Genomic DNA, 22,621 nt, shown 5'->3' with positions numbered 1-22,621 from the left:
TCTCGGGGAAGTCGGGCTTATCGTGTCCGGTTTAACCCCGAGTTCCCCGAGATCAACGCGGAGAGGGCCGCACGGGCGGCGCATACCAGGCATAACGGGCGACAGTTGAGGGGGTCGGGCATCCTGTGTCGTGAAACCGACGCCTGATCAGCCTAAAAGCGTCGGTTTCACGACGCTGGATGCCCCCGCACCCCCTCGCCCGCTCCCTTGGCGATGATCTCGACAAAGGTGCTGTCAAAACTGGTGGAATGACAGCACCTTTGTCGAGATCATCGCCGGATAGGCGCACCGGGCCGACGGCCGCCATGAGCTCGGGCGACCACACGCCCACCCGGCCGCGGGAGTTCCCGGACCGCCGATCTCCCGACGGCCGACGGCGCTGCGGCATGGGCCGCCGACCCGTCCTCGTCGCCGCCCTCATCACTGCGCTCGGTCGACCCGCCGCCCGGCCGGGGCCCGTGAGCGGGGTACCTGCCCAGCCGGCCACCCGGGCCGCCAACGGTCACACGGTCGGCAGGCACGGCCAGGGAACCGCCCCGCTCGTCCCGTCGCCGCCCTCGCCGGTGACCCCGCACGCGCCCCACGGCCGACAGCGCTGCGGGGAGCGGCGGCCTCCTCGACGGCGTGCGTGGAACCTCCGGCGCGCCGCCTCCACCATGCCTCCTCACGGGTCCGGCTGGATGACGATGCCTCCGAAGCGGGCCTCGTCGGCCCGGTACTCGATGCCGTCGATCAGCACGCGGCCGTCGTCGGTGACCTGGGGGCAGGGGGACCCGTCGTCGGCGTGGACCGCCTGGAACCCTCCGCTCAGGTGGGTGTTCCCCATCCGGACCGGGCGTCCGGCCAGGTCGGTCGCGCGGGCGGCGCACTCGCCGCACAGGGCCCGGGGGTACCGGGGCGAGTACGGTCGGGGCGTCCCGTCGTGGGGGCACCGCTCTTGCGACCGCCGATGGGCCCGCTGACGCCCCATGTCCGACCTCCGATCTCCGGCCCCGCCCCGGGGTCCATTGCCCGACGGGCGCGGAGACCCCGTGGAACACCAGAGGCCCGACGCCTCGGCGCCGGGCCTCCCGGATCGCGATGTGAGGAAAGGGGCGGCGCTAAACCATTACAAGGAGAGGAGAAGGAAGCTCCGCCATGGCCTCACGCGGGTGAGCCTAGCCCAGGCCCCGGTCAGTGCGAAAGCAGATTTCCCAGCCGGTCCGGGGTGAACGCCTCCACGTCCTCCCGCAGCCGCTCCGGGCGCTCCAGACCGATGAAGACGGTCCCGCGGCCCCCGCGCTGCCCCTCGTACTCCTCCACCTTCGCCCCGCGGCCGCGCATCAGCTCGACCGCCTGGGCGACCGTGACGTACGGGCGCTCCATGATCCCGCGCGCCAGCAGCCCGGTGCTGAGGCTGTTGGCCTCCACCTGGTTGAACCTCGGCTCCCCCGTCAGCGAGAGGTGCGTCCACCGCGCCCGCCAGCGGGGCTTCTTCCGGGTGCCCCCGCGCGCGAACACCAGCGGCAGCGCCACCCGCCCGGTCCCCGACAGGTCGGACTTCATGCGCACGGTGCGCGGCTCGAACGGCCGCCCCTTGCGGTCGGCACCGCGCGTCATGTACCCGAAGAAGACCTCGGCCAGCTCGTCGAGCCCCTCTCCGTCGTAGAGGTCGACCTGGGGGACGACGTAGTGGGCGGCGCCGACCCGGGACAGGTCGAGGTCGATCATCTCGGTGGCGCCCTCCGGCGCCTCGACGATGTCGCCGGAGTGCTTGCCGCCGTTGCCCACCAGATTGGTCCAGGACAGGTGCCCGTAGTAGGTGAAGTCCTTCTGCAGGAGTTGCACCGACAGGTCGAGGTCGGTGGTCAGGCGGGCCTGCCGCCAGTAGACGAAGAACCGCAGCCGCTCCCCGTCGACAACCGTGGTGGAACCGCGCGGCAGCACGCCCATTCCGTCGGTGCGGCCGGGCGCGCCGGTGGTGGGCAGGGCGACCTTCAGCACCGCCGGGTCGACCAGCACGCGCTCGGCGGCGGGCAGCCGCGCGGCGATCTCGTCGTCGAGCGGGCGGACGGCGTCGGTGAGCGTGCCGTGCCCCAGCGGTGCCCGGGTGTCCGGGACCACCCACGCGCGCCGGCTCCGGTTGGCGAACACGCGGGGCGCGGAGTGGCGGCGTGCGGGGTCCAGGTGCGCCCGGGCGCTCAGCAGCACCCGTCCGGCCACCGACGGCGCGGCTTCGGCCAGGGCGCCGGTGACGGCGTCGACCCGCTCGGGGCCGGCGAGGCGGAGCAGCCGGTCGAGCGAGCGCACCAGCATCCCCGGCGACACGGACAGCAGGCGCAGCGCCCCATCGAGGTCCCCCTCGGTGAAGGCCGCCTCGATGCGCGCCTCCAGGGAGGGTGCCCGCCGCTCCCCGCGCGCCACGGCGAACACCTCCCGGGCGTGCGGGAACTCGGGGTACTCGTGCGGATGCAGCCGCTCCCCCAGCCGCTTCCACCGGTTCGCGTGCCGGTTGACGTCGCCGAGCTTGGCGGGGGCGTCGGCGACGACCCGGTCGAGGGCGGCCAGGAGCGCGCGGCGGTCGCGGCGGCGCGGCGAGGTGAACCGGGTCGGCACGGCGAGGGTGACGTCCCCGTCGGACAGGGCGCAGGCCAGGCGCAGCACGTCGGTAACGGTGTCGACCTGCGGGGCCCGCCCGAGTTCCAGGTGCGCGCGGTTGATGAGGGCGCGGTTCTCCCTGACGGGGACCGTCTCGGGCTGTTCCCGGTCGGCGCAGTGGGCGGCCAGGGCGGCGAACAGGTCGCGGCCGTCGTCGGAGTGGGGAACGGGCGAGGCCGCCATGTCCAGGTAGAGGCGGTGGGCCTCCTCCTCCAGGGGGCCGCCCAGGCGCAGCACGGTGACCCGGTCCTCCGACGAGGCGATGAGGGCCTCGTGGCGGGCGAGGAGGTCGGCGTAGGTGTGCTGGTAGCGGCCGTACGCCGGCAGGTCCGTCAGGGAGACCGGGCCGGGGGCGCCGTCCGGGAAGAGGTCCTCGACGGCGATCTCCTCGCCGTCGGGGCCGACGAGCGCGTCGGCGATGCACGCGGCCCAGAAGTCCAGGGTGTCGGGCACGTTCTCCGGGAAGTCGATGAAGTAGACGTTGTGCGCGACGTGGTCGCCGACCTGGTGGCGCGCGGCGGCCAGCACGTCGGCCGCGGTGTCGAACGCGGCGCCGGGCTCCATGGCCGACACGTGCTCCAGGAGGTCGCGTGCGCAGGCGAAGCCCACGGTGAGCAGGACGGCGTCCATCTGCCGGGCGATGGCCGATCCGTCACCGGAGGGGGCGTCGGGGCGGGACGGGACGCGGCCGGTCGCCTGGATGAGGCGGGTCTGAAGCGAGATCGGTTCCATGGGCCCTCCCCCGTGGCGGTGTGCGATGCCACGATCCCGGATGCGGTGGCGTTGGGGCACGTGATTTTTCCGGCTGGGGACGGCGGCCGGGGAACCGGGGTGAGACGACGGGCGGCCCGCACCCCGGTGGGGTGCGGGCCGCCTGGAGGTCCGGTAGCGGTCCGGTGGAGGTCCGGCCGCCTGCGGTGGGCCCAGTGGACGCGGGCCGGGACGCGGAACCCGCCCCGCTGTGGCCGCCCCGGGCGCCGTCGGGCCTCAGGCCCTATGCCCCGCGCCTCAGACCCAGAAGACCGCGACCGCGACGTTGACGATCGCGAGCGCACCGGCCGTGACGCCCAGCTTGGTGGCGGGCTTGCGCACGTTCAGGATGGCGACGACGACCACGGCGAGCGCGACGACGAGCTTGACGGCGATCTTGATGTGGTCGACGGCGCCGCCGCCCATCTCCGCGAGCCCGACCAGGATGAGGCCGGTGACCAGCTGCAGCAGGGAGCTGTGCAGGATCGCCTTGGGCGCCTTGGCGCTGTCCGTGGCGACCTGCATCAGGAAACCGGCGATGATCCCGGCCATGCCGAGGAGGTGGAGGAAGAGGAGAAGCGAGTGAACGAATGCCATGCCCCAGACGCTACTACAGTGTGTAGTGTGCCCCGGATGCGCCATGCGACCCGCGGTCGCGCCTCTCCGGTGGCGTTCGTCGCAGGTCGGGCACGGTCCACCGGACCGGCCGGCGCAGGCCGGTGCGGTGCGTTCCGGGCGGTTCCGGCCGACGGTTCACCGGCCGTTCGCCACGGGGCATGGTGTCCCGGCAAGTGGTGCGGCCATCGGTCGTCACGGCGTGGCCACGTCGTCCTCGATGGCCAGCTTCAGTTGGCAGTGAATGACCCTCTTCGCCGAGTCGGCGTTGTGGCGGACCCGGATCGCGAGCGGGGTGCCCGGGTGGACGAACAGGGCGTGGTGCTTGGCCCGGTACTGGCCGCCGGGGTTGTGCGCCTCGTGCTCGGTGCAGGTGGTGTCCGGGCCGCTGCCCAGGTCCAGCGGGTCGCGGATGTACTGGTCGCGGACCTCGGTGTAGCCCCCGTCCTCCCAGTGGACCATCGCGGTCAGCGTCCCCCACCCGTCGACCGCGGGCCAGATCAGGGCCGACCGGTCGTCGGGGTAGCCGGAGCGCGCGCCGTCGGGCTGGTCCTCGGGGTGCATCTCCCAGGGGTCGTAGGACTCGCCGGCGTAGGGGAACTTCAGCAGCTCGTAGCTGTCCGGCGGGATGGACTGCTCGTCGTTGTTGATGAGCGAGCACACGTACAGGGCCACGGCGGCCTCCTCGGTGGCGGGGACGGGGGTCGGGGTGCGTCGGCGCCGGTGGCGGACGGCTCCGCTCCCGTGGGCGTTGTTTACCCCGGACACGATGTCAAGCGCACGCCGCCGACCGCATGCGGCCGAACACGGTGACCCCGCGCGACCACCGGGTTACCGTGATCACAGAGCCACTGCCACCTGGGAGGACACCGCTTTGGGAAAGCACGGCAACGAGGACAAGCCCACTGACTCCGGCCGAGGCAGTGACACCGACGGCGACAAGGGCAGTAAGCACGGCAGTGAAGGCGTGCCGCCCCAGTCCGGCGACGGCCAGGGGTCCGGCCAGTGACCCCGCCCCCCGGCGCAGCCATCGCCCGGGTCCTCACCGCCAAAGGCGCTGTGCAGGACCCGGCGTGGCACCACGCGCTTCTGGCGGTCGATCGCGACGCCTTCGTACCCGAAACCGTCTGGGCCGACTGCGAAGGGGACGGCACGTACCGCCCCTACCCCCGCACGGACCCCGACGTGCAGCGGTGGATGCGCCAGGACGTCTCCCTGGTGACCCAGGTCGATGATGGCAGCGTGATGGATGCGGGCGGCAGGCCGTCCAGCTCGCTCTCCCAGCCCTCACTCGTGGTGCGCATGCTCCAAGAGCTGGACGCCGCCGACGGCCAGACGGTGCTGGAGATCGGCACAGGGAGTGGCTACAACACCGCCCTGCTGTGCGAGCGCCTGGGCGATGCGAACGTCACCTCTGTCGAAGTGGACCCGGGTGTCGCGTGGCAGGCTGCCCGCGCCCTTGAGGCGCTGGGCTACAAACCGACCCTGATCATCGGCGACGGCGCGGCCGGCGCACCGGGCGCCACACCCTTCGACCACCTGATCTCCACCGTCGCCGTCCGCGAGATTCCCTCGGCATGGATCGAGCAGACCCGACCGGGCGGGCGGATCGTCACGCCGTGGGCGCCCGGTCCCGGATTCGCCTCCTCCAGCCTGCTGCGGATGGTCGTCGGCGCGAACGGGGAGGCGCACGGACGGCTGGTCGGGGACGCCGCCTTCATGGTCCTGCGGGACCACCGCCCTGCCGCGGTGTCGGCGCGTTCCTTGGTGGACGAGGACGATCCGGCCGCACGCACCGGCTCCACACGAACCAATCCACGATGGGTGGCCGACAGGCACCCCGGTTGGCAGGTGGTCTTGGGACACCTCGTCCCCGGCCTCGGCTACGCCTCCTATGAGGCCGCCGAGGATCATGCATCAGCGGCCGGGGAGGCCACGGTATACGTGGTCGACCGGGACGGATCGGGGTCGTGGGCACTCGGGGAATACGAGCCGGGACCCGGGCCGTATGAGACCAGGACACGCGGCCCCCGGGACCTGTGGGCCGAGGTCGCCGCAGCACGCACGGTATGGGAACGGGCCGGACGCCCCGGCCGCGACCGCCTCGGCCTCACCGTCCACCCCGACGGCCGCCAGGAGGTCTGGCTCGACACCCCTGATCAGGTATTGGCCGTCTGACACGCTCCCCGGCTCATGGGAAGTACAGGTCGACGCCTTCGACGCTCTCTCCTTCGGCGACGACGTGTTCCGTCGACGTCTCCTCCTCCTGCCGAACGCCGGTGATGTCCCACTCCCCGGGCTCCAGACTGAGCGACCATCCGCCGTCCGCCCCGCTGACGACCCCGTACTCCTCGATATGGATCAGTTCATCACCGGTGTACTCCCGCTCAATGGCGACCCCCTGGACGGGTTCCCCGTGTGCGTCGAACACTCGGCCGGACACCTGTACCTTGTCCGACTCGCCCCCGCCGCTCCCCACAGGGCGATCAGCGCTGCTCACGACATCACCCGGACCGCCACAGGCCGCGACAAGGGCGAGGATTGCCACTCCTGAAAGAGGAGCCACCCGGTGAGTCCTCATCGCCACCGCCGTCGGTCGGTCCGGACAGGTGTGTACCAGTAAACCCGCGAACGCGATGCGAACGGCAGGGCCCGCGCGATCGACGGCCGTCCGGGGCCGGGTTCCTACGCCTTGGCCTGTTTCTCTTCTTGGCGGCGGACCATTTCGTTGATCCAGGTGGGGGCGTACGGGGACGTGCAGCCAGGCGAAGTCGGGTAGTCCTTCAGGACCTCCAACCGTTCGCCGATGTCGATCGCCCGGGCCCGGTACTCCTCGTGGCCGATGCCGATCTGCGCCAGGCACGTGTTCATCGCCCACTGGAGCCTCTCCGGCGCGTCCTTCATCTCCGCCTCGACCGTGTCCAGCAGCCCGCCCAGGTCCAGCCCGTCCGGCTTCTTCGCCACGCGGTCGGCGGTCAGCGCCCACCCTGCACTAGCGACCACCGGGTCCGGGTCGGCGGACCAGGCGACGCGCAGGTCCTCCCGGTGCGGGCTCTTCTTCACCACGTAGTTCATGAGCCAGTCCTGCACCTTCGGCGTGCGCGCCTCGCGCAGCATCGCGTCGAGCTCATCGCGCTCGAACGCCTTCGGGCGGCAGACCAGCGTCGCCAGCAGCCGCGCCGCCGAGTCTCCGGTCGCCCAGAGGCCCCGGGCGAGGTCCTGCTGCGTCTTGAGCCGTTTGGCCACCTCGCGCAGGCGCGTGAGGTTCACCCCGTGGTCGTCGCCGTGTCTGGCGTTCACCTCGCGCGCCCTCGGGTCGTCGAGCGCCGCGAGCTCCGCCATCACCTCGGCCAGTGCCGTGTCGGGCACGTCGCCCCCTCCTCCGGACTCCTCGCCTCCGGACTCTTTGTCCCCTCTCCGGGATACCTTGCCCCCTCCCCCCCGCACCGCGCGCGTTCCCGCGCAGTGCGCCGCCCCTAATAATCTCGGGGATCCCCATCCCCATCACCCCCCGTGGAGAGCCGCCTTGTACAACCCCCCGTACGCGGGGCCCCGCCCGCGCCTGTCCTCGTCCGCCGTCGGCGCCCTCATCCTCGGTGTGCTCGCCGTCCTGAGCACCCCGCTGTTCGGGCTGTTCCTGATCATGCCCGCCGCGGCAGTGATCACCGGGGCGCTCGCGCTGCGCTTCACCCACACCCAAGGGCTGCGCGGGCGCGGCCTGGCGCTGTGGGGCTTCTGGCTCGGGGCGGCGTTCTTCCTGTTCGACTTCCTGCTGCTCCTGCTCGGCATCTGGGGGATGAAGCTGGAGGGCTGATCCCGGACCGGGGACAACCGGAGGCAGACGTCGGACGTCTATGCTCTGGTCGAACATCCCCTGATCGGAGCCCCATGCACCCCGCCCGCCTCGTCCCCGTCCTCCTCCTGGCCGCACCGGCCCTCGGCGCGTGCGGCGCCTCGGACCCCACCCCCGAGAACGCCGCGGCCGAGTGCGAGGACCACATCCAGCGCTACCTGGAGTCCCCGGCCGACACCGAGTTCGACGCCTCTCCCGAGGTCACCCTGACGTCCCAAGGTGAGACGGACTCCGGCCCGTACTGGGACTTCGAGGTCGTCGGCAGCGTCGACATCGATTACCGCTCGGGCGGGGCGGAGCACCGGGACTACACGTGCACCGTCGCCCAGCACGCCGGGGACTGGGTCGTGGTGGACATGGCGGAGGACTGAGCCGGGCCGGACACGACAGAGGCGCCCGCGTGCCGGAGGTCAGTCCGCCCGGCCCGCCGCGGCCGCGGTCCGCGCGCGGCTCATGGCCAGGGTCCCGGCCATCGCCAGCGCCGCCAGGACGATGAGCGCCGCGCCGTACACGTCGGTCACCGCGGTCAGGCCGAACCGGTCGGTCGCGACGCCCGCGGCGATGGCGGGCAGGCACAGGGCCAGGTAGCTCAGCACGTAGAACGCCGACATCAGCCCGGCCCGCTCGTTCGGCCCGGCCAGCGGCACGACCGTGCGCAGGGCCCCTTGGAACCCGGCGCCCCAGCCGACCCCGGACACCACCGCACCGGCGAAGAAGAGCACCGCCGACCCGAACTGCGCCCCCGCCAGGAGGACGACGATCCCCGCGGCCAGGGTCGGCGCGCCGATGAGCATGACCCGGAGCGCAGGGACGGTGCGCAGCCCGACGATCGCCAGGGCGCCCGCGCCGGTCAGCGCGAAGACCGTCGCTCCTCCCGCCATCGGCGCGTGCGAGCCCGTCACCTGCGTGGTCAGCGCGGGTCCCAGGGACATCAGGAAGCCCCCGAGCGCCCACACCGCGATGTCGATGGGCGCGGCGACCAGCATGGCGCGCCGCGCCTGCGCCGGGACGCTGACCGTCGGGCGGAGCGAGGCGACCGCCCCCGGGCGGCGCTCGGCGGTCTCGGCCATCCGCGCGACCCCGACCGCTTCGACCAGCAGCAGGACGATCAGCACGACATAGACCAGCCTCATGGGCGCGGGCGCGAACTGCACCAGGGCACCGGAGCCGAGCGCGCCCAGCCCCATGCCGGCCACGGGGGCCGCGCCGGTGATGATCGGCCCGGTGGCGGGGACGACGTCGAGGAGGGCCGCACCGATGACGGCGGTGGCGGCGCCGGTCGCCAGCCCTTGCAGCACCCGCGCCGCGATCAGTGCGGTCAGGTCGCCCGCGACCAGGAAGACGGCGACGGAGACGATCTCCAGGACGATGGCGCCCAGGAGCACCGGGCGGCGGCCGACGTGGTCGGACAGCCGACCGACGACCAGCAGGGACGCCAGCAGGCCCAGCGCGTAGACGCCGAAGACGACGGTGGTGGTGCTGGAGGCCATCCCCCAGGCCTCCTGGTACAGCGCGTAGAGCGGGGTGGGCGCGGCGGAGGCGCCGAGGAAGGTGACCAGGGTGGCGGCGAGTAACGCGGCGGCGGTCGCGCCCGCCGCCCCGCGGCGGGGCGGTGCGGAGCGCACGGCGGTCGTGGGCATGGGTGTCCCCCAGAACTAAAGCTAAGATTTTGCGTTTAGGACGCTACACCCCCTCCCCGCGCTAACGCAAAGACTTTGCTTTAACCCTGAGGGGGACTCCCGGACAGACAGGACGGAGCACGGGGACGCGCCGACACCGGGCGTCGGACATCGGCGGGGCGCACCGGGTCGCCGTGGGCACACACCTTCCGCGGACCTAAAAGCAAAGAGTTGGCGTTAATCTGAAGGGGTGAGTCCGATCCAGGGAACCCGCACCGGCGGCCGCAGCGCCCGCGTGCAGCAGGCCGTGCACGATGCCGTCCGCGACCTGCAGCGCGAGCGGTCGCGCTCCGAGCTGAGCGTGCCGCTCGTCGCCCAGCGCGCGGGGGTGACGCCGTCGACCGTGTACCGCCGCTGGGGGACGCTCCAGGAGCTGCTGGCCGACGTCGCCCGGGAGCGCATGCGCCCGGACGACCCTCCGGACGACACCGGCGCCCTGGACACCGACCTCAAGGCGTGGGCACGCCAGTACCTGGAGGAGATCTCCTCGTCACCAGGGCGGGAGTACGTGCGCGACCTCGTCGCCAGCGAAGGCGAGGAGAACTCCGAGCAGTGCAACCGGTACTGCCAGGTCAAGATCCGCGCCATCCTCGACCGCGCCGCCGAGCGCGGCGAGCCCCACCCCGACGCCGACACGGTCACCGACCGGGTGACCGCGCCGATCGTGTTCCGGGTCTTCTTCGCCCCCGGCGATCCGACGCCGGAATGGGCCGAGGAGCTGATCGACCAGGTCCTCGCCGACCTCTGACACCGGTCTCCGGTTCCGGGGCGGGACCGCCCCGGGCGGACCTCACTCGTCGTACCCCGCCCACGGGTCGTACTCCTCGATCCCTTCGTGGGGTGGACACTGAACCGCGACCCTGGCGTGTGTCGGGCTCAGGCCTCGTCGGCGGGCGGCACCAGGGCGCTCCTGATGGCGGTCTCCACTGCGGAGAGTTCCGCCTCATCGCCCTCAAGGCGCATCGGGCCCGCTGGGCCGAGCTTCGGCTGGCCCAGGAAACGCGGCACAGTGCCCGAGTGCGGTTGGCCGGCGTGCACCAGGAACGGGTGGCACAGGATCACGTCGCCCGCCTTGCCCGTCGCCAGAGCCACGGGGCGGTGCGCGCTCGCCTCGTCCGCACGGCGGGCCAGCTCCCGGGCGTCCAGGCCCTCCTCGCCCTCCGGTTCGAGGACCCGCGCGACGTCCTTGTGGGACCCGACCCGCATGCGCGTCGGCGCGTCCTCCTCGCCCACGTCGGACAGCAGGAAGAACATCAGCAGCGCACGGTCCTTGGACCGGACGTTCGCCCGCCAGGTCATGTAGTCGCCGGGGACGGAGTCGGGGCCCGGGAAGCTCACGTCGACGTGCCACCCGTCGACGACGGCGGTCTCGCCGCCGGGGAACCGGATGACGAAGCCGCCCAGGACGGTCAACGGCTCCCAGCGCCCGGGACCGACGAGGGCGTCGAACGCCTCGTGCAGGCGGTCGGTGTTGGCCGCCGCGACGAACGGCTCCTCCGTGTAGTACGGACGCGCCGCCACCGGGGAGGGCCAGGTCGCCGGGTCGCCGGGGTCGGCCCCCAGGTCCCGCCAGATGATGTCGCGGCAGCGGTCCGCCAGCTCCCGGGAGAACGCCCCCTCGATCCGGATGAACCCGTCCTCGATGAAGGCGGCCTTCTCGGTCTCTTCGATCATGCGGGCACTCTGCCGGGATCCCCGACGGTCGGGCCATCGGTTTTTCCGGTGCCCCGCGGCCCGTGGACCACGCCTCGTTCACCGGCCGTGGGTCAGCGGCGGATCGGCAGGGGGCGGCCGGGGCGGGGGGCGGCCGCAGGTCGGCCGCGGGTCAGCTCCCGGCTTCGCGGACGTCCTTGCCCTGTTCGGCGAAGTCCTTGAAGTCCTGCATGTGCTGTTGCGCCTGCTTGCGGAAGGCTCCGGACATCAGAAGCCCCACCAGCCGCATCATCAGGCCGCTGAAGCGGTACTCGCTCTCGCTCTCCCAGAGCGTCGTCTCCGGACCGACCTCGGTCAGCCGGTCGCGCACGACGCTCCACATGCCCGCTGCGGCGATCTCGCGCTCGAAGCGGACGACGCTCTCCTTCGGGATCCCGTGCAGGTCCGCCGGCTCCCGGCGCGTGACCGTCTCGGTGGCCTCCATCTCCCGACCCCCCGACTCCAGCACGACCCGCGACTTCGTACCGACCTGCCCGTGCTCCCCGCTCAGCGGCTCGTGCACCACCAATCCCCGCAGCCATTTCGGCAGGTGCGCCGGGTCGGCGAGCAGCTGGGCCGCCTTCTCTCTCGGCAGGGCGATCTCGATCGTGGTGGTGTACTTCATGGCACCCTGTCCCTTCCGCCCGTTCGGGCGGGTCCGTGGGGGCCCTGAGCGGGTTCTCAGGCCCTCCGCCAGCGCCAGAGAAAGTAGACCAGTCCGGCCCCCACGACCAGGCCCGCCAGGATCGCGCCCCCGGTCCTGCCCAGGGCGGGGGCCGACTCCGTCGCGGTCGCCGCCGCTGCCGCCGCGGCCGGGGACGCGGACGGCTCGGGCGGCCGCGGGATGACGTTGGCGTCGGTCGCGCACACCACCGGCGGGCTGTCCTCGCTCTCCTGCGCGCACGCGGTGGCCGCGACCCTCCACACCTTCTCACCCGGGTCGGACAGGCGCGCCTTCGTGCGGCCGGTCGTGCTCTCCCCCGGCTTCAGGTCCACGGTCCACACGGCCAGGTCCTCCAGCGCGCCGCCGGGCTTGTCGTACCGTTCGCCGTCGGTCTCCACCAGCTCCATCTCCGGCGGGAGCCCCTGGGAGAGGAAGACGCCCTCGACCTTCTCCTCGCCGTCGTTGCGCAGCGTGACCGAGTACTCGGTGACGTCCCCCGGCTCGATGCCGTCCAGCCCGTCGGTCACCTCGATGGACAGGGCGGGGACGCCGCCCCCGGTGTCCTTGGGCCCTGTGGGTCCTGTGGTGGCACCGGCGTCCTTGGAGTCCTCGCCGTCGGCGAGGGCGGGGCCCGCTCCCGCCCCGGACAGCAGGACCGCCGCGGCCGCGGCCGGAACCCATCGGCGCATTCGTGAACGGGCCACACCCATCGCTCCCCCCGGAGAGCATCCCGTGTCCGGCTCACCGGACTCCGGACTCGACAACTACCCGCGATGCCCCGGACACGTTCGGCGACACGCCCATAAGGCGCCGATCGCGCCCTCTTAGGCGCCCGTGTGGTCCCGGACACGCCCCGGACCACCGATTTAAGGCATCCGCCCGATGTCCGACCCCCCGCCTTAGAACGAGTCTTAGACCCACAGCGGGCCGGACGGACCGACCCGCACGGGAGGGACCACGATGATGCACCCCGACATGACCGCCGCCGTAGCCCGCGAGCGCATCGCCGACTTCGAGCGCGAGGCCCGCGCCGTCCGGCCCGAGGTCGACGCCCCCTCCGGGCACGGCCCCGGCGGCGGCAACCCGGCCACCCGCCTGGAGGCCCTGATCGGCTTCCTCGGCAGGGCCGGCGCCGCCGACTCCTGGATGCCGCGCCCGCGCGTCTCCTCCGAGTCCGCCGAGAGCCGCCGGTGAGCCCGGTTCCCGGCCCGCCGAGGCCGGGAACCGGGCCCCGCACCACGGCGGCCCCGCCCGTCTCGGAGCGTGAGAAAAGGAACGGCGCGATGTCCGTGTCCGACCCCATAATGGACGTCATGTCCAGCCTCGGGATGTCCCCCCGCGACACCGCCCCCGTCTTCGTCGGCCGGTCCGGCGATGTCGACCGCCTCCTGGCCCACGCCCGACGCACGCGGGAGGGCCGCGCCGGGACCATCCTGATCGGCGGAGAGGCCGGGGTGGGCAAGTCGAGGCTGCTCGCCGAGTTCGGCGCCCGCCTCGGCGGCGGCGCCTACGGACGTGCCGACGGCCGGACCAACGGCCGGCCCGACACCGGCGTCCGGGCCGGCGCCCCCGTCCCGGGCCGCCTGGTCGTGGGCGGCTGTTTCGAGCTCGGCGTGGACGGCCTCCCCTTCGCCCCCTTCGTCGCGGTGCTGCGCCAGCTCTACCGCGATCTGGGCCCCGCCCTCGCCGAGGCCGCGGGCGGCGGCGGCGAACTGCCGCGCCTGCTCCCCGAGCTCGGCCCCGCCCCCGACGAGCGCCGCAACGCACGCGGCCTGCTCTTCCAGCAGATCCTGCTCGCCCTGGTGCACGCCGCCGGAGACGAGGGCCTGACCGTGGTCCTGGAGGACCTGCACTGGGCCGACGCCTCCACCCGCGACCTGCTGGTGTTCCTGGTGCGCAGCCTGGACACCGCCCCCGTGCAGCTGGTGGCCACCTTCCGCACCGACGAGCTGCACCGCGACCACCCCCTGCGCCGCCTGCTCCCCGAGCTGGAGCGCCTGCTCGAAGTCGAGCGCATCGACCTGAGCCCCCTCACCTCCGAGGAGTCCGCGCGCCTCGCCGCAGCGCTGCGCGGCTCCGAGCTGTCCCCCGCCGAGGCCGCCGCCCTGCACGCGCGCTCCCAGGGCAACCCCCTGTTCGTGGAGTCCCTGGCCGAGCAGCCCGGCTTCATGGACTCCCCCGTGCCCGACCGCCCGCGCGAGCTGCTGCTGTCCGCCCTGCGCCGGCTGGACGACCCCGCCGCCGACGTCGTGCGCACCGCCGCGGTCGGCGCCGTCAGCGGCGGCCAGGTCGAGCACGAGCTGATCGCCCGGGTGAGCGGCCTGCCCCACGGCGACCTCGACACCGCTCTGCGCAGCGCCGTCGACGCCAACATCCTGCGGGTCACCGACACCGGCTACCGCTTCCGGCACGCCCTGCTGCGCGAGGCCGTCCACGACGACCTGCTGCCCGGCCGCCACACCCGCCTGCACTTGGCCTACGCCGAGGCCCTGGACGCGGTGCCCGACGTGGTCCCCTCCTACCGCCTGGCCGCCGAGCAGGCCCACCACTACCGGGCCGCGCACGACCTGCCGCGTTCGCTGAGCGCCGCCTGGTGGGCGGCGGTGTACGCGGGCGAGAAGCTTGCCTACCCCGAAGAGCAGCGGATGCTGGAGCGCGTCCTGGAGCTGTGGGACCGGGTGCCCGACGCCGCCGACCGGACCGAAGGCGCCGACCGCGTGGACGTGCTGGGCCGCGCGGCCGCCTCCGCGATGGAGAGCGGCGACCCCATGCGCGCCATCGAGCTGTGCGACGAGGGCCTGGCGGAGCTGCCGGAAGAGGGCGGCGCCGAGGTGATGGGGCGCCGCGCGCTGCTGCTGCGCCGCCGCGCCCAGGCCCGGTTGGACTGCGCGGACGGCCGCGGCATGGACGACCTGCTCTCGGCCCTGGAGATCTACCCGCTCGACGCGCCCGGGTACTCGATGGCGCTGTCGCTGCTGGCCCGCGGCTGTATGCGCCGCCCCGACCTGGACCCGTCGGAGATCTCCGCGCTGCGCCACCTGGTCGGCGCCCAGGAGGGCCGGGTGACCCGCCTCGACCTGGCCCAGGGGGCGCTCGACCGCGCGGTCGCCGAGGGCGACCGGTGCGCGGAGGCAGACGCCCTGGTGACGGTCGGCTCGGCGCTGTTCAACACCGACGACTTCGTGGGCGGCCGCAAGGCCATGGAGGAGGGCGCGGCCCTGGCCCGGGAGCTGGGCGAGCCCGCCATCGAGACCACGGCCCTGGCGATCCTGGCCCACTACCTGCGCGAGTTCGGGCTGCACGGTGAGGCGGTGGAGCTGCTGCTGCAGTCGATCGACCGGGTGCGGGGGATGGGGCTGATGAGCGTAAGCACCCCGTTCGCCGCGTCGAACCTGGCCGAGACGTACGTGGAGACGGGCGACCTGGACGAGGCCGAGCGGTGGGTGGCCGAGGGGCTGTCGCTGTCGCCCTCGCCCAAGCTGCGCGTGTTCTTGGAGTCGGAGGCGATGCAGTCCGCGATCGCCAAGGGGGACATGGAGCGGGCGCGTGCGGCGGCGGGCCGCGTCCCGCCGATCGGCCCGCAGCCGCAGAAGCAGCTGCACATTGTGCAGCTGGCCATCGCCGCCCAGGTGGAGCTGCTGCGCCGGGAGGGCGACATACGGAAGGCCGCCGAGACGGCGGTGGACGTGCTGCAGTCGGCCGAGCTGGAGGCCGGCCCCGGGTACGGGTGGCAGCTGTTGGACCTCTTCGCGGCGCTGTTGCAGGCGTCGGCCGCCTCCGGCGAGTGGCCCGACCCGCTGCCGGAGCTGTACGAGCGGGTCGTCGAGGCGACCGGGCGGGTGCCGCTGCGCGGGCCGGTGCTCCAGGCGCGGCAGGCCACGGTGGCCGCCCGCCTGGCGGGGGTCGACGGGCGGCCGGCGGAGGAGGTGGCCGACCTGTGGGCCGAGGCGGTCGAGCGGTGGAAGCCGCTGCCGATGCGCCCGGCCCTGGCGGACGCGCTGGTGAACTTCGCCGAGCAGGCGGTGGCCGCGGGCGGGGAGCGGCGCGGGAGGGCCGCTGAGGCGCTGCGGGAGGCGGTGGAGCTGGCGGACGCGTGCGGGCTGCGTCCGGTACGGCATCGGGCGGAGGACCTGGCACGCAGGGCCGGGGTGGCGCTGGCCGAGGGGGCGGGGACCGCGCCGCCGCCTCTGCCGAAGGGGTTGACCCGGCGCGAGGCCGAGGTGCTGCGCCTGCTGGGGCGGGGGATGAGCAATGCGGGCATCGCCGAGGAGCTGTTCATCACCCCGAAGACGGCGAGCGTGCACGTGTCGAACATCCTGAACAAGCTCGACGTCCCGAACCGGGCCACCGCGGGGGCGCGCGCCCGGGAGATGGGAATGGCGTAGGCGGACACGTCTACGGCAGGACGATGACGGTACGCGCCCAGCCCAGGTGATGGACCATGTCGTAGGCGATGGCCTCACGGTAGCCGCGCGGGTCCATCCACCCGGTGCTGAGCAGCGTGCCGTCGTCGGCCACCATCCAGGTGTCGACGACGGCGCCGTCCGGGCGGAGCCGGTAGGCGAACAGGGGTCCGGTGAGCGGGACGCGCCGGGTGGCGCCGTAGAGGATGCCGCGCGGCGGGACGTCGTCGGGGACGAAGACGCACACGGTGCCCGCCGGCGAGAGGTGGGGTGCGGTCACCGTCTTCTTCATCGGCACCGGAACCACCTCGTAGGGAATACGTAGGGACGAACGCGACGGCTGCGTTGAATTCGCCTCATTTCGACCACCATCCGGGGTTGTCGGTCGGTGGTCTCATCGTTGCTCTACCGGCCCTCACCTGTCTCGATCGCTACATCCCCGTACACCTTTTGTCGATCACGTCGAGCCGACGCAATCCGCGTGCGATCCTGTCGAGCATGAACGACGAAGCAGAACCGGGAACCGCACGCTGGGGAGCGGAATTACGACGGCTTCGACAACTCGCCGGGAAAAGGCAGCACGATCTCGCCAAAGGTGTGGGCTATCAGCCGTCCACCGTGTCGGCTTGGGAGAGGGGGACCCGGCGACCTGACGGAGAACAGATCGCCCGCCTCGATGACGCCCTCTCCACCGGCGGCGCGCTCGCTGCGCTCTGGGCCGACCTGTCCTCCAACGGAGCCCTGCCCGACCGCTGGCGAAGCTTCATCAACGTGGAGCGCGAGGCAGTGGAGATCAGGGAATACGCCGCGATGCTGATCCCTGGACTGCTCCAGTCCGAGACGTATGCGCGAGAGATCCTTCGCCGGGACCCGAGCACGGAAGAACTTGTCGCCGTTCGAACGGAACGAATCACCAAGCTTCACGAAGACGTGCGGATCTGGGTGGTTATCGAGGAATCCGCGGTACGCCGGGTGGTACGCTCCCCGATGGTTCAGGCGGACGCCGTGGGCCACCTCCTCCACCTGGCGTCTCAGCCCCATATTCAAGTGGCGTTGATACCAGCCGAGGCATGGGATCGACCCGGTCTGGCGGGTTCGTTCCGCGTTGTCCGAGTGCCGGACGGACGAATGGTCGGGCACGCCGAACACCAGTTCGGCGAAGTAGTAGTGTCGGCACCGCAGGTCACGAAGCTACTCGGATACTTCTCCGACCTGCAGATGCAGGCCCTGTCGCAGACGGAGACGATCCGGCAGCTAGAGAAGATGAAGGAAGAATTCAATGCGCGAGTGGCACAAGAGCACGTATAGCGGTGAGGGCGCCAACTGCGTCGAGGTCGCCGAAGGCGAACAGACGCTCATGCGCGACACCCAGAACCGCGACCAGGCCCTCCTGGCCGTCCCCGCCAGCGAGTGGCACGCCTTCATCACCGCCGCCGCCGACGGTCAGCTGTGATCTGAAACCGAGAGCACCGGCGGCGCACCCCCTGTACGCCGCCGGTGCCGTGGTCGGGCTACTCCATCAGTTGCCCGTACGGGTCGTCACGATCGTCAGCGTGTAGTCCCCGTCCCCGTCGGTGAACCTGCGGGTCATGACCCGCGTGTCCCCGACGTTGCGCACCTGCTTGGCCAGCGTCGTCGTGTCGAACACGAACGTCTGCTCCCCCACCAGGTCGTCGTCCAGGAACGCCAGCAGCTCGTGCACCACGGCGCCCACGCCCGCCACGACCGCGCCGATCCACGCCGCCACGCCCGAGGCCGCCAGCACGCCCGCCGCCGCCGCGAAGGCCGCCGCCACGCCCTTCCTGATCTTCTCCGGGTCGCCGTGGTCGTGCTCCCACAGCTGGATCATCGTCCCGATCTGCCCCTCCGGGAACCGCTGCGCCCCGCCGTTGGGCCCCCAGATGTTCCCGTCCGCGGCCCCGAACGAGCGCCGGTCACCGGAGTCCACGTCGCCGAAGGTCCGGCTCTTCGTGGTGACCGTGGTGCCCTGGGCCAGCGTCGCGAAGATCCAGTACGGCTCGTCCGACCCCCAGAAGTCGGCCCCGGTCTCGTCGTGGCACCGGAACTCGGTCGCCTTGATGGTGAAGAGCCCGGCCGGCGCGGCCTCGGCGCTCGCGCCGGCCGACTGCACCACCAGCACCTCGGCCCCGTGCTCGGCCACGGTCCGCCGGTTCAGCCGCGGCAGGTCCCGCGCCGCCACCTGGTCCCGGTGCACCTCGTCCGCGTCGACCGTGGTGACGTTGGGCATCGCCAGCGTCGCCCGCACGATGTCCGGGGCGTCCTTGCGCAGGTCGTCGAAGGAGTAGGAGGACTTGACGTCCAGCCTGGCGAAGCGCCCCGGGTAGACGTCCTGGCGCACGTTCTGCGGCATCAGCTCGGACGCCTCCCCCAGCGCCCGCAGCTCGTCCTCGCTGTACCCGTTCTCCAGGAACGCGTTCACCAGCGTCTTCTCCAGGTCGGACAACCGCTGCTTCTCGGCGAACTTGCCGAAGGAGTGGGTCGTCAGGGCCAGCAGCCAGTTGCGGTCCCGGTTCTTCTCCAGCTTGGCGCGGAGCTTGGCCCCGCGGCCCCGCCGCTCGCTCATGTCCTGCACGATGCGTTCGGGGGTTCGAGCGACCATGGTCGTACCCTCTCGGTCCACGCCGGACCGCTCGGAGGGGGCCCGCTCCGGCGCCCGCGGGGTACGGGGGATACCGGCCGCCCGATCGGCGCCTCCGCCCCTCCGAGGTGTGCCGTGAGACTAGACCCGCTGGGCCCACCCGGACAGACACCGCCGAGGGAAGACCCTCCTGTCCTCTGGGCCCCCTCCCCCTGTCCCCTCCCGACGATGATCTCGACGAAAGTGCTGTCAAAATCGCCGGAATGACAGCACTTTCGTCGAGATCATCGGGGGTGGGCGGGGTGCCTCAGGGGGTCCAGCGGTTGGTGATGGGCACGCGCCGGTCGCGGCTGAGGTTGCGGGAGCTGATCTTGGGCCCGGGCGGGTACTGGCGGCGCTTGTACTCGGCCCGGTCCACCAGCCGGATCACCCGCTCCACCAGCTCCGGCTCGTACCCGGCGGTGACCAGCTCCCCGTACCCCCGGTCGGTGCCGATGTAGGCGTCGAGCAGCGCGTCGAGCACCGTGTAGTCCGGCAGCGAGTCGCTGTCGAGCTGCTCGGGCCGCAGCTCGGCGCTGGGCGCCTTGGCGATCGAGTTCTCCGGGACCGGCGGCACCTCCCCCCGCCTGGCCGCCTCCGCGTTCCGCCACCGCGCCAGCTCCCACACCAGCGTCTTCCAGCAGTCCTTGATGGGCGCGTAGCCGCCCACCGAGTCCCCGTAGAGCGTGGAGTAGCCGGTGGCCAGCTCGCTCTTGTTGCCCGGGGCCAGCACCAGGTGGCCCTCCTGGTTGGACAGCGCCATCAGCAGCGTGCCGCGCACCCGCGCCTGAAGGTTCTCCGCGGCCAGGCCCACCAGCTCGACGCCGGTCCCGGCCGCGCCCTCGGCGAAGGCGTCCACCATCGGCTGGATGGGGACCGTGCGCCCGGTGATGCCCTGCCGCTCGACCAGGTCCTCGGCGTCGGCCAGCGAGTGCTCGCTGGAGTAGCGGCTGGGCAGCAGCAGCCCGTGCACCCGATCCGCGCCCAGGGCGTCGACGGCGATGGTGGCCGTGAGCGCCGAGTCGATGCCGCCGGACAGCGCCACCAGCGCGCTCGCGAACCCGTTCTTGCGCACGTAGTCGCGCAGCCCGACGACCAGGGCCTGGTAGACCTCCCCGACGTCCGACACGGGGTCGGGGCGCGGGGTGAGCACCGGCTCCGCGGGCGTGTAGGGCTCCGCCGGGGCCGACGACGCGGTGTACCGGACGATGCGGATGCCATCGGCCTCCCGGACGTCCGGCGCGGGCACCGGGGCGTCGGGCAGGCGCAGGTCGGTCACGAGCAGCGCCTCCTCGAACTGCGGCGCCCGCGCGACCAGGTCGCCCTCGGCGTCGACGATGAGCGAGTCGCCCTCGAAGATCAGCTCGTCCTGTCCCCCGGCCATGTTCACGTATCCCACGGCGGCGCCGATCTCGCGCGCGCGGCGCTGGCACAGCTCCAGGCGCACGTCGTCCTTGTTGCGCTCGTACGGCGACCCGTTGAGGGTGATGAGCATCCCGGCGCGAGCCGCGCGCACGGCGGTGACCGGGCCGCCCTCCTGCCACAGGTCCTCGCAGACGGCGATGGCCACGTCGACGCCGCGCACCCGCACCACCGGCAGCGCGTCGCCGGGCACGAAGTTGCGGAACTCGTCGAACACGCCGTAGTTGGGCAGGTGGTACTTGGCGGAGGTGAGCGCCACCCGGCCCTGGTGGAGCAGGGCGGTGGAGTTCTGCGGGGCCCCCGCGGGCTGGCCGAAGCGCGCGCCGACGCCCTCGCGGCGGCTCAGGAAGCCCGCCACCACCGGCAGGTCGCCCAGGCCGTCGGCGGCCAGCCGCTCGGCCAGGGCGTGGGTGGCCTTGATGGAGGCCGACACGAAGGAGTTGCGCAGCGCCAGGTCCTCCACCGGGTAGCCGGTGACGACCATCTCCGGGAACACGACCAGGTGCGCCCCGGCCCCCGCCGCCCGCCGGACCTGGTCGGCGGCCATCGCGCAGTTGCCCTCCAAGTCGCCGACGACCGGGTTGACCTGCGCCATCGCGATTCTGAGCTGTGCCACGCCATCGAGGGTAACCGGGGCGGGCGCCGGCGGCCGGGCGCACACCCCCGCACAGCTGTGATAATTCGGACGCGGGCCTGAGGGGGCCCTCGCGACCCACCTGCGTTAATGCGCCGGAAACCTGAGGTGGGCAGACTGGGTGTAGGTCCGAATCCCCGGACCGCCACGTCCGCGCCCCGATGTACGACAGAGGAAGGTGAACCCGTGAATCGACAGCAGGAGTTCGTGCTCCGGACCCTGGAGGAGCGCGACATCCGGTTCGTCCGGCTGTGGTTCACCGATGTGCTCGGGTACCTGAAGTCGGTGGCGGTGGCGCCCGCCGAGCTGGAGGCGGCCTTCACCGAGGGGATCGGGTTCGACGGCTCGGCCATCGAGGGCTTCGCGCGCGTGCACGAGGCCGACATGCTCGCCCAGCCGGACCCGTCCACCTTCCAGGTGCTGCCCTGGCGCAACGAGCCGCACGGCACCGCCCGGATGTACTGCGACATCCTCATGCCCGACGGCAGCCCCAGCTACGCCGACCCGCGGCACGTGCTCAAGCGCCAGCTCGCCAAGGCCTCGGACCTGGGCTTCACCTTCTACACCCACCCCGAGATCGAGTTCTACCTGCTGAAGAAGATGCCCGAGCCCGGGGAGTTCCCCGAGCCCAACGACTCGGGCGGCTACTTCGACCACACGCCGCACAACAGCGCGCACGACTTCCGGCGCAACGCGATCAACATGCTGGAGGCCATGGGCATCTCGGTGGAGTTCAGCCACCACGAGGGCGGCCCGGGCCAGCAGGAGATCGACCTGCGCTACGCCGACGCGCTGACCACCGCCGACAACATCATGACGTTCCGGCTGGTGATGAAGGAGGTGGCGATGGAGCAGGGCGTCTACGCCACCTTCATGCCCAAGCCCTTCACCGAGTTCCCGGGCTCGGGCATGCACACGCACATGTCGCTGTTCGAGGGCGAGCGCAACGCCTTCCACGAGCCGGGCGCCGAGTACCACCTGTCGAAGGTGGGGCGCGGGTTCATCGCCGGGCTGCTGCGGCACGCCTCGGAGATCACCGCGGTGTGCAATCAGTGGGTGAACTCCTACAAGCGGCTGTGGGACAACGCCGCGGCGTCGGCCGGGGCCGGCGGCGAGGCGCCCGCGTACGTGTGCTGGGGGCACAACAACCGGTCGGCGCTGGTGCGGGTGCCGATGTACAAGCCCACCAAGAGCAACTCCAGCCGGATCGAGTTCCGGTCGCTGGACACCTCGTGCAACCCCTACCTGGCCTACGCGCTGATCCTGGCGGCCGGGCTGAAGGGCATCGAGGAGGGCTACGAGCTGCCGCCCGGCGCCGAGGACGACGTGTGGGCGCTGACCGACGCCGAGCGGCGGGCGATGGGCATCGCGCCGCTGCCGCAGAGCCTGGACGAGGCCATCCGCGCGATGGAGGGCAGCGAGCTGGTCGCCGAGACGCTCGGCGAGCACGTCTTCGACTTCTTCCTGCGGAACAAGAAGGCCGAGTGGCAGTCCTACCGCCGCCAGGTCACCCCGTACGAGCTGCAGCGGTACCTGCCGACGCTGTAGGCGGCGCCGTACGGACAGGCGGGCGGACCCCGTGTTGATCTCGGGGAAGCCGGGCTTATCGTGTCCGGTTTAACCCCGAGTTCCCC

22 protein-coding genes are annotated in these 22,621 nt (G+C 72.4%); 9 read left to right on the top strand and 13 right to left on the bottom strand.

Annotation, left to right across the window (positions count from 1 at the left end; genetic code table 11):
• Positions 1 to 664: 664 nt before the first annotated feature.
• The 4 genes from O4J56_RS26710 to O4J56_RS26695 all read right to left on the bottom strand — a co-directional run bounded on the left by O4J56_RS26710 (position 665) and on the right by O4J56_RS26695 (position 4,770).
• On the bottom strand, positions 665 to 826 hold the full coding sequence (locus tag O4J56_RS26710; RefSeq protein WP_270689605.1) for a hypothetical protein: 162 nt from the start codon (positions 824 to 826) through the stop codon (positions 665 to 667).
• A 347-nt stretch (positions 827 to 1,173) separates the two neighbouring features.
• Positions 1,174 to 3,369, bottom strand: coding sequence for a hypothetical protein (locus O4J56_RS26705; protein ID WP_270689603.1), 2,196 nt, complete (start codon positions 3,367 to 3,369; stop codon positions 1,174 to 1,176).
• A gap of 276 nt (positions 3,370 to 3,645) precedes the next feature.
• Positions 3,646 to 3,984 (bottom strand): hypothetical protein, encoded by a 339-nt coding sequence (locus tag O4J56_RS26700; protein ID WP_270689601.1) that lies wholly within the window; start codon positions 3,982 to 3,984, stop codon positions 3,646 to 3,648.
• A 213-nt stretch (positions 3,985 to 4,197) separates the two neighbouring features.
• A complete protein-coding gene (locus O4J56_RS26695) occupies positions 4,198 to 4,770 on the bottom strand; it encodes a hypothetical protein (RefSeq protein WP_270689600.1) in 573 nt (190 codons plus the stop codon).
• Positions 4,771 to 5,007: 237 nt separating this feature from the next.
• Between O4J56_RS26695 and O4J56_RS26690 the strand changes: the two genes are divergently transcribed.
• Complete coding sequence (locus tag O4J56_RS26690; protein ID WP_270689599.1) at positions 5,008 to 6,180, top strand: methyltransferase domain-containing protein; 1,173 nt, start codon at positions 5,008 to 5,010, stop codon at positions 6,178 to 6,180.
• A gap of 13 nt (positions 6,181 to 6,193) precedes the next feature.
• Here O4J56_RS26690 and O4J56_RS26685 read toward each other — a convergent pair whose 3' ends face one another.
• Both O4J56_RS26685 and O4J56_RS26680 read right to left on the bottom strand, forming a co-directional pair.
• Positions 6,194 to 6,433, bottom strand: a complete 240-nt coding sequence (locus tag O4J56_RS26685) for a hypothetical protein (RefSeq protein WP_270689597.1) — start codon at positions 6,431 to 6,433, stop codon at positions 6,194 to 6,196.
• Between the two features lie 254 nt (positions 6,434 to 6,687).
• The gene (locus O4J56_RS26680) at positions 6,688 to 7,344 is read right to left on the bottom strand and encodes a DNA alkylation repair protein (RefSeq protein WP_270689607.1); all 657 of its coding nucleotides are present in this window, start codon (positions 7,342 to 7,344) and stop codon (positions 6,688 to 6,690) included.
• 184 nt (positions 7,345 to 7,528) lie between these two features.
• Here O4J56_RS26680 and O4J56_RS26675 point away from each other — a divergent pair, with 184 nt between their 5' ends.
• Positions 7,529 to 7,816 (top strand): DUF4190 domain-containing protein, encoded by a 288-nt coding sequence (locus tag O4J56_RS26675; RefSeq protein ID WP_270689596.1) that lies wholly within the window; start codon positions 7,529 to 7,531, stop codon positions 7,814 to 7,816.
• 74 nt (positions 7,817 to 7,890) lie between these two features.
• Positions 7,891 to 8,226 carry a hypothetical protein gene (locus tag O4J56_RS26670; protein ID WP_270689593.1) on the top strand — a complete coding sequence of 112 codons (336 nt, stop codon included), beginning with the start codon at positions 7,891 to 7,893 and terminating at the stop codon, positions 8,224 to 8,226.
• Positions 8,227 to 8,265: 39 nt separating this feature from the next.
• On the opposite strand, the gene O4J56_RS26665 is transcribed toward O4J56_RS26670, so the two are convergent.
• Complete coding sequence (locus O4J56_RS26665) at positions 8,266 to 9,495, bottom strand: MFS transporter (protein WP_270689591.1); 1,230 nt, start codon at positions 9,493 to 9,495, stop codon at positions 8,266 to 8,268.
• A gap of 229 nt (positions 9,496 to 9,724) precedes the next feature.
• Here O4J56_RS26665 and O4J56_RS26660 point away from each other — a divergent pair, with 229 nt between their 5' ends.
• Positions 9,725 to 10,282, top strand: coding sequence for a TetR/AcrR family transcriptional regulator (locus O4J56_RS26660; RefSeq protein WP_270689590.1), 558 nt, complete (start codon positions 9,725 to 9,727; stop codon positions 10,280 to 10,282).
• Positions 10,283 to 10,410: 128 nt separating this feature from the next.
• On the opposite strand, the gene O4J56_RS26655 is transcribed toward O4J56_RS26660, so the two are convergent.
• The 3 genes from O4J56_RS26655 to O4J56_RS26645 all read right to left on the bottom strand — a co-directional run bounded on the left by O4J56_RS26655 (position 10,411) and on the right by O4J56_RS26645 (position 12,579).
• Complete coding sequence (locus O4J56_RS26655) at positions 10,411 to 11,208, bottom strand: phytanoyl-CoA dioxygenase family protein (protein WP_270689588.1); 798 nt, start codon at positions 11,206 to 11,208, stop codon at positions 10,411 to 10,413.
• Positions 11,209 to 11,359: 151 nt separating this feature from the next.
• Positions 11,360 to 11,851 (bottom strand): SRPBCC family protein, encoded by a 492-nt coding sequence (locus O4J56_RS26650; RefSeq protein ID WP_270689586.1) that lies wholly within the window; start codon positions 11,849 to 11,851, stop codon positions 11,360 to 11,362.
• Between the two features lie 56 nt (positions 11,852 to 11,907).
• Entirely contained in the window at positions 11,908 to 12,579 is a 672-nt protein-coding gene (locus O4J56_RS26645; protein ID WP_270689585.1) for a hypothetical protein, read from the bottom strand.
• A 286-nt stretch (positions 12,580 to 12,865) separates the two neighbouring features.
• On the opposite strand from O4J56_RS26645, the gene O4J56_RS26640 reads away from it, so the two are divergent.
• Entirely contained in the window at positions 12,866 to 13,084 is a 219-nt protein-coding gene (locus O4J56_RS26640; RefSeq protein ID WP_270689583.1) for a hypothetical protein, read from the top strand.
• Positions 13,085 to 13,173: 89 nt separating this feature from the next.
• Complete coding sequence (locus O4J56_RS26635) at positions 13,174 to 16,275, top strand: helix-turn-helix transcriptional regulator (RefSeq protein ID WP_270689581.1); 3,102 nt, start codon at positions 13,174 to 13,176, stop codon at positions 16,273 to 16,275.
• 10 nt (positions 16,276 to 16,285) lie between these two features.
• Here O4J56_RS26635 and O4J56_RS26630 read toward each other — a convergent pair whose 3' ends face one another.
• Positions 16,286 to 16,591 (bottom strand): hypothetical protein, encoded by a 306-nt coding sequence (locus O4J56_RS26630; protein ID WP_270689580.1) that lies wholly within the window; start codon positions 16,589 to 16,591, stop codon positions 16,286 to 16,288.
• Between the two features lie 200 nt (positions 16,592 to 16,791).
• On the opposite strand from O4J56_RS26630, the gene O4J56_RS26625 reads away from it, so the two are divergent.
• A complete protein-coding gene (locus O4J56_RS26625) occupies positions 16,792 to 17,601 on the top strand; it encodes a helix-turn-helix domain-containing protein (protein WP_270689579.1) in 810 nt (269 codons plus the stop codon).
• Positions 17,573 to 17,746: a DUF397 domain-containing protein gene (locus O4J56_RS26620; RefSeq protein WP_270689578.1), complete on the top strand. Its 174-nt coding sequence runs from the start codon at positions 17,573 to 17,575 to the stop codon at positions 17,744 to 17,746. The genes O4J56_RS26625 and O4J56_RS26620 overlap by 29 nt, the downstream gene beginning before the upstream one ends.
• Positions 17,747 to 17,812: 66 nt before the next feature.
• Here the strand turns inward: O4J56_RS26620 and O4J56_RS26615 are convergent, their stop codons facing one another.
• The gene (locus tag O4J56_RS26615; RefSeq protein ID WP_270689576.1) at positions 17,813 to 18,913 is read right to left on the bottom strand and encodes a hypothetical protein; all 1,101 of its coding nucleotides are present in this window, start codon (positions 18,911 to 18,913) and stop codon (positions 17,813 to 17,815) included.
• 286 nt (positions 18,914 to 19,199) lie between these two features.
• On the bottom strand, positions 19,200 to 20,969 hold the full coding sequence (locus O4J56_RS26610) for an NAD+ synthase (protein WP_270689575.1): 1,770 nt from the start codon (positions 20,967 to 20,969) through the stop codon (positions 19,200 to 19,202).
• A gap of 204 nt (positions 20,970 to 21,173) precedes the next feature.
• On the opposite strand from O4J56_RS26610, the gene O4J56_RS26605 reads away from it, so the two are divergent.
• Positions 21,174 to 22,535, top strand: a complete 1,362-nt coding sequence (locus O4J56_RS26605) for a glutamine synthetase family protein (RefSeq protein WP_270689574.1) — start codon at positions 21,174 to 21,176, stop codon at positions 22,533 to 22,535.
• Positions 22,536 to 22,621 lie beyond the last annotated feature (86 nt).

This window comes from Nocardiopsis endophytica, from assembly GCF_027706725.1.
Taxonomy (GTDB): Bacteria; Actinomycetota; Actinomycetes; order Streptosporangiales; family Streptosporangiaceae; genus Nocardiopsis_A; species Nocardiopsis_A endophytica.
This window is presented reverse-complemented; position numbering and strand designations above follow the sequence as displayed.